Source organism: Frankia sp. KB5 (assembly GCF_002099325.1).
Taxonomy (GTDB): Bacteria; Actinomycetota; Actinomycetes; order Frankiales; family Frankiaceae; genus Frankia; species Frankia casuarinae.
The window spans coordinates 1-6,754 of record NZ_MRUJ01000224.1 but is presented as its reverse complement, the minus strand read 5'-3'; the positions used below and the strand labels follow the sequence as shown (position 1 = coordinate 6,754).

General features: G+C 69.4%; 6 protein-coding genes. 3 read left to right on the top strand and 3 right to left on the bottom strand.

Annotated elements, in window-relative coordinates; all coding sequences use genetic code 11:
• Positions 1-596: 596 nt before the first annotated feature.
• Positions 597-2,240, bottom strand: coding sequence for a recombinase family protein (locus KBI5_RS19665; RefSeq protein ID WP_085016073.1), 1,644 nt, complete (start codon positions 2,238-2,240; stop codon positions 597-599).
• Positions 2,241-2,346: 106 nt separating this feature from the next.
• A complete protein-coding gene (locus KBI5_RS27120) occupies positions 2,347-2,976 on the bottom strand; it encodes a helix-turn-helix transcriptional regulator (protein ID WP_198537824.1) in 630 nt (209 codons plus the stop codon).
• Between the two features lie 185 nt (positions 2,977-3,161).
• On the opposite strand from KBI5_RS27120, the gene KBI5_RS26520 reads away from it, so the two are divergent.
• From KBI5_RS26520 to KBI5_RS19645, 3 genes are read left to right on the top strand one after another with little or no spacing between them, the layout of a single operon-like run.
• Entirely contained in the window at positions 3,162-3,845 is a 684-nt protein-coding gene (locus KBI5_RS26520) for a hypothetical protein (RefSeq protein WP_011436942.1), read from the top strand.
• The gene (locus tag KBI5_RS19650; protein ID WP_085016072.1) at positions 3,842-4,981 is read left to right on the top strand and encodes a radical SAM protein; all 1,140 of its coding nucleotides are present in this window, start codon (positions 3,842-3,844) and stop codon (positions 4,979-4,981) included. The genes KBI5_RS26520 and KBI5_RS19650 overlap by 4 nt, the downstream gene beginning before the upstream one ends.
• Before the next feature lie 13 nt (positions 4,982-4,994).
• Positions 4,995-5,636 carry a hypothetical protein gene (locus tag KBI5_RS19645; protein WP_035913616.1) on the top strand — a complete coding sequence of 214 codons (642 nt, stop codon included), beginning with the start codon at positions 4,995-4,997 and terminating at the stop codon, positions 5,634-5,636.
• Positions 5,637-5,812: 176 nt separating this feature from the next.
• Here the strand turns inward: KBI5_RS19645 and KBI5_RS19640 are convergent, their stop codons facing one another.
• The gene (locus KBI5_RS19640) at positions 5,813-6,613 is read right to left on the bottom strand and encodes a carbohydrate kinase family protein (protein ID WP_035734624.1); all 801 of its coding nucleotides are present in this window, start codon (positions 6,611-6,613) and stop codon (positions 5,813-5,815) included.
• Positions 6,614-6,754: the final 141 nt, after the last annotated feature.

Sequence of the window (6,754 nt, the reverse complement as noted above, 5' to 3'; positions counted from 1 at the left end):
TCGACGGTGCCGAGAACACGATCGTTCTCGGCACGTGGACGTATGCGGGCCGGGGGCTGCATCTCGGCGGCTACGGGGCTGATCCTCCCGACCTGCCAGTGTCTCGGGCGGCTGACAGCCCGGTGGGCACTTGGCGGGCCGGATGATGGGCACCGGAGGTTCTGTTCAGCCGTCGCTGTTCGATGGCCTTGACGATGCCGGGACGGGCCCGGTGGTCGTGGTGGGGCTGGTGGCTGGCCAGAAGGAGAGCACCGAAGGTTCCGACGATCGTTCTTCGGCGGACAGCACCTCCGTTCCGGCCGTCACCGAGACGCGGAACCCGACCCCGGCGGGGGTGGGCGGGTGGGCCGCCGAACACCCGCGACCGACCGCCCCGGTCACGCGCCTGGGGCGGCGTGCTGCCTCCGGTCGTCGGGTGGTGCCCTCGGCGGAGGAATGGGGCCGTGTGCAGGCGGAGCGTGCTCCTCGGTGGACGCATGCTCAGCGGGCGCACGCAGCGGGAATGTTCGGTCTGGTCCTCCCCTCGAACGCTGCGGAGGGTGATGGTGGTGTGGACGATCAGCAGCGGCGGTCGGCGTGACCGTCCACACCGGGGCTCACCTGGTGGCGGGAGTCTTCCACACCGGGTCCAACAGGTCCGGGTCGAACGGGGCACCCCGGTACGGTGACTTGTGGACGATCACGGCGTGTAGGTAGTCGTCCACGATCGCGCGTTGGTGTGGCAGGGTGTAGCTCTTCCACTCGGCGCGGATGTTCGCTGGTGCCGCGCGGACGGTCTGTACCTGGGCGCTGTACCGGGCCTTGTCCGCGAGTAGGCGCCGTTCCTCGTCCTCGAAGTGCTTGACCTGCGGGAAGTACCGCGCTCCTGAGATTGTCTTGGTCCGGTAGGCGGTGTTCAACTCCTCCAGGCGCTCGCGGACGTCGGCAAGTTCGGCTTCCTTCGGCCACGCCTCGTCGACCTGGGGGACGGCGGCGCCCAACTCCAATTCGACCTTGTTGATCAGGGCGGCGGTGATGTATTTGTCGACCTTCGGCCCGTTGCGGGTGACCTTCCCGMATCCCAGCACAGCGGCGACGCACGCATAGCTGAATCCGTACTTGCCGCTCGGCATGCCGCGCATCGGACGTTGACACTCGCCACAGCGCACGACTCCGGTCAACAGGTACTTACGGGCGTTGCGGCCCCGGCCGGCGGCGGGACGCGACCCGATGACAGCCACGACCTGTTCCCAGGTCTGCGGGGTCAGGATCGGGTCCCACTGGCCGATGACCGGCTGTCCGTCTTCKCCGTGGACGACATCGACGAACACGCAGACTTCGCCGGTGACCGGGTCCCGCTCGTAGATCGTCTTACCGCGCCATCCACACAGGCGCGGGTTGCGGAACACCGCCTTGGCCTGGGTCACCTCCCACGGCTTGCCCCGGGTGCCGGTGATCCCGTCCCGGTTCCACTCCGTGACCAGCGCGGTAATCGGGACCGCGTCCAACAGGCGTTTCGCCCCCACCTGAAGAATCTTGCTTTCGGTCGGGTGCAGCGTGCGCCGGTCCTCGTTCCAGCCGAACGGGCGGGGGCCACCCCCGGGGCGGCCGGTCTGCTGCTTGTCCAGATGCTCCCGTGCCACCCGACGCGCGGTGTCGGCGGAGGACTTGTTCGCCACGGCAACCAGGATGCGGGCGGCGAACCTGCCGTTGTCCGTCATCAGGTCGAACCCGCCGGTCAGACCGACGATCGGCCGGCGGTGATGCTCCACGATCTCGATCGCGTCTTCGAGGTCGCGGGGGTCACGGGCCAACCGGTCCAGGTCGGCGACCACGACCGCGTCAATCACCCCGGCGCGGAGATCGGCGAGCATCCGTTGCCACACCGGGCGGATCACCCGGTAGACCACCGTGCCGTCCGGGAGCTTGACGCGCTTCTTCTTGTAGGCGGTGGTGTCGTTCTCCTCGTACACCGGCTCCTGCACCCGGCCACCCACCGACGCCACCCACGCGCGTTCGTCCTTCTCCTGGATCGCTACGCCCTTGGCCTCGTCCTCGGAGTCATCCGAGATCCGGGTGTACAGGCCGAAGCGCAACCCCTCAAACGACGGTGCGGCACCCGCCGGACCTAGGACGGTCCGGGGCGCCGCTGGGCGTATCCCGCCGGCCGGTAGCCCGCTGTCGAACGACACCGCACCCGCCCGGTTCGGGTCAGTCCGCAGGGCTGCGGGGCGTATGCCACCACCTGGTGTGATTACCATACGTTGATATTACCTTGGCCGTTTTATTGCCCGAAGTAGCCCACCACCGTCTCATCCAGGTAGCGGCCCGCGTCCTGCATCGCGGCGGCCAAGTGCTGCATTTCCTCTAGGCTCGCCAGTGGGACGACGTGGGCCGACCCGGGCGCGGCCCGCTCCCCCCGGGCATCGGCACCTGGGGCGCGCCCGCCTCGCCAGAGTCCGAAGCCAGCTCCGCGACCAGATCAGTGAGGCCGTGGGAGTGCGCGGCGGCGCGGTCAATGGGAAGCGCCACCTGTTGCCCGCCGACGATGACCGGCACGGTGAGCGCCGGCGCCTGGCTCCCTCCGGTGGCCCGGGTGCGCGGCTCCCCGGGACGGTCGAACCAGAGCAGTTCCCCCGGGATGCCGAGGATTTGGCTGTAGCGAATCAGCTTGGTCAGCTCTTCGGGGGCGCGGCCGTTCTCTATCCGGCTGAGCTGCGCCTGTGTCAGGCCCAGCCACCCGCCCACCAGCTCCTGAGAGATGGGTTGGGCATGGTGGGGATGGGTCCGGTAGGCAAAGATCACCCGGCCCATGTGCCACGTCGCCAGGGCGTCGCTCATCTGATCCAGCGCCCAGAACTCCGGGGGCACCTCGGGCGGGCGGACCCGGGCGTCGATGACGGCGCGCTGGCAGGTGCCGCACATGGGCTGCGGGTTGTCGGCGGCCAGGCGGCGTTTGCACCGGGCGCAGTGCCGTAGGTCAGGCGTGGTCGTCATGCCTGGCCATCCCCCGTTCCGTAACCGTTTGGGCACGATCCGGACCCGACCGTAACACCCTCCGGCGCAGTGTCTATGCGTCTCGCGTATGCCCGGCACGAACCACAGGCGTGGTCCTCCACGATCCCCGGCCGGACCCTGAGGACATCTCAATCCCCGTCCCCAGGGTGCGAAAGGGGGATGCCGTGACCCTCACGGTTGCCGTCCCGGTCTTCGGACCTCCGGCCGCTGGCAAGACCACGCTGACGGCGCGGCTCAGCAAGGCCCCGGCCACCGCCGTGTTCCGCCTGCGTGAGCACGTCCCCACCACGATCTTGGCGGCCACGGCCACCAGCGCGGAACGCCTGGGCTGGATTGACGACTTCACCGTGATTGCCACCCTCCGGGCCTACCTGGAGGACTTGGTCACGGCCGGGGGCACGGGGACAGTCATCTTCGACAACTTCCCCGGCAATGCCGCCCAGGTCCGGCACTTCTTGGCGGCGCTCCGGCAGACGGCCCCCGGCTGCGCCGTCGTCGCCGTGGAGCTGACGGTGAACGTCACCACGCTGTACCGGCGGGCCTATCACCGCCGGGTCTGCCACCGCTGCGAGCGCGACCCCATCCGTGACCCCCGCCTCCCCGCCGAGGCCCGCGCCGACGACCCCCAGCGCTGCGCGCGGTGCGGCGGCATCCTCCACCCCCGCCGCGGGGACGCGCCCCGGCTCCTCCGCGCCCGGCTACAGCGGTACCGCCAGACCGCTGACGGGATCAAGGAGGCGTTCGCGGGTGGCGGCGTCACCGTTCACGCGCTCGACAGCGGCACCACCCCCGAGGACACCGCCCAGGCCGTTACCGCCCTCCTCACCGCCAGGAGCAGCCCCGCATGACCACCTTCCTTGATCTTCCCCACCTGCGCCCGAGGGACGACTATGGCCACGCCCGGATGCCGCGCCGGGCTGACGCACCTGCCCCGGAACACATTGACCGGATCGCCTACGGCCGGTTCCGGAATGTGTACCTCTGCATCACCGAGGCCTGTCAACTGCGCTGTGAACACTGCTACATGGGCGAACGACTGGAGCGCGCCTTGAAGATGCCGTTGCCCCAGATCACGGAGACGCTGCGGACCTGGCGACGGATGGGCGGCAGCAAGCTGACCATCCTGGGCGGGGAGCCGACGCTTCACCCCAACTACATCGAGGCCATCCGGCTCGGGCGGCAGCTGGGGTACGAGGACGTCATCACCACCACGAACGCCCAGAAGCCCGCGGCACGGAAGTTCCGCCAGCTGGAACCGGCGGACTTCGCCTACGTCCAGGTCAGCCTCGACGGCGGGAGCGCCGCCACCCACGACCAGGTACGCGGCGAGGGCACCTTTGACGTGGCTCTGGAGACGACGGCGGAGCTGGCCGGACGCGGCTTCGACACCCGGATCATCTGCACCGTCAACCGGGCCAACCGGGGCGACGCCCTGAAGCTGTTGGACCTGGCCGACGAGATCGGCGTGTCCCTCGTGAAGTTCCACGTCTTCTCCACCATCGGCACCGGCCACGGCAACGCCGACATGGCGATGGGTCCATCAGCCTGGGTGACGTACTGCGACGTCATCAACCAGGTGGCCCCGGCCTACAAAACCCGGGTCTGGTACCAGCCCACCTACGCCCGGCGAAACCAGATGAGCCGCTATGCGGCGGAGGGATACCAGGGGTGCATCGGCCGGACGCTGGACCGCATTTCGATCTTTCCCGACGGGCGCTGCTACGTCTGTTCGTACCTGTTCGACACGGACCTCAACTTCGCCCGGATGCAGGACGGGCAGGTGGTGTTGAACCGCGAGGCCAACGAGTTCGACCTGTTCACCCAACCGCTGATGACGAGCGCGTGCGGCGGGTGCAAGGCCTCCGCCTGCCAGGGCGGTTGCCCCGCCGAGGAAGTCGTCATGGGCGGCTCCTCCTGCGCCGCGGAGCCGGACATCGTGCCGGTGTGCCGGTTGTGGAAGTCGTCCGCCAAGCCCGAGGACTGAGGGAGACACCCTGATGAATGAGATCATCAAGCCCCTCCGGGGACTGGACTGGGACGACCTCGACGCCGTGGAGAGCGGCACCCGCAAGGCGCTGGCGCAGGTGGCGGAGGACCCGGAGGCGGTGAGGGAAGCCCTGCTCCGCCTGCCGACGCGGCCGGAACTGCTGGCCCTGTGCGAGCACTACGACATCCTGGACAAAATCGTGCTGTACCAGGATGACGCTGGTGTCCGGGTCCGGCTGCACGTCTTCCTCCCCGGCTACTTCGACCGGCCTCACAACCACCGCTGGAGTTACGCCAGCCTGGTGCTGCGCGGGGAGTACCGCCACCACCTCTTCGGCAATGTGGACGTGGACGACGCCCCGGCCCCGGACGCGCTGAAGGCGCTGGTGGTGCGGCCGGAACCGGTGGGCAGCAGCTACGCCCTGCATCACTCGATGGTGCACGCCGTGGTGGCGGAGCCGTTCACGGTGTCGCTGGTGATCCGCGGCCCGGCCGTCAAAGATCGCTTCCTGGTCATGGACCGGAAGACTGGGGAGCGCTGGTGGCAGTTCGGCGCCGCCCAGGAAACGGCCGCCGAGGCCGCCCGCAAACGCCTGACGCGGGACCGCCTGGACGAGCTGACCACTTCACTCCGGGAGTGGGACCTGTTTTAGACCGCCCCGCCGCCCCATGCCTGGCCGCTGCCGGTGCCGAGGCGCGGCCGACGCCCCCGCATCCAAAGGAGGTGCCGCCCATCAGCGACTAATCACCCGCCGCCGTAGACCGACCAACCGCGTTCACCCCGAAGAGCCCGCCCCTCCAACGGCGTAGGGGCGGGCTTCTCGTTCGGTCAGCCAGCGGCCGGGGCAGCCAGACGAGCGCGGGAACTGATGAAGGCGCGCAGCTGGTCCAGGTCCGGAAGGGGTTCGTGGTGGGGACGCTCGCAGCGAAGGCTTCCGCTGGCCGCTGCCAGCTCCAGGGTTTCCCCCATCGGCCAGCCGAGACGCAGACCGTAGAGAAGGCCGCCGGAAAAGGCCGCGCCGGCGCAGTGGGTGTGCCGTACCACGATCTCGAAGGCGGGAACGGATACCCGGCTGGTGTCGCTGAGGGCGACCGCGCCGAAGGCTCCGGCCGTGACCACCACCCAGGAGGCCCGGGTCTGGCTCCGCAGGGAGGCCGCCGTCGCCAGGGCCTCCCCGTGCGCGGCGTCGTCCACGTTCGTCTGGATCACCAGCAGTTCCGGCCAATCCCGGAGCGCGGAAGCCACCTCCGGGCTGAGGCTGGAGCCGCCGAGGTTGAGCAGCAGCGGAACCCCTGCCCGGCGGGCGGCCTCGATGGCGCGGAGGCTTGCTGGTTCGATGAGCTGGTAGCAGTCCACATAGGCGAAGGATGCCGAGGCCAGCGGTGTGAGGTCCACGGCCATCAGCCCATCCAGTACCCCGGGCAGGTACGGAAACCAGGTTCGGGTGCCGTCATCGTCGGCCACGATCACAATGTGCGACGTTGACTGATCCGGCACCGGCCGGGCCGTGGAGGCCACCCGGTGCCGCTCTAACCAGGCCTGGATTTGGACCCCGCCCGGATCATCGCCGAAGTCGTTTGAGAGCACGAGCGCCGGGACCTCGAGGGCGGCCAGGACGGCGGCGGCCATAGGGCCATCCGCCGCGATGRACGGCTCCACCGTCCGGACCGCCGCGCCGTGGTTCGCCGAGGGGAAATGACCCACTGAGCCTTTCCCTGCAACGTTTGGTGACGCTCCGTGAGCGTCGCTGGGTGTGAGCGTCCCTGGGGG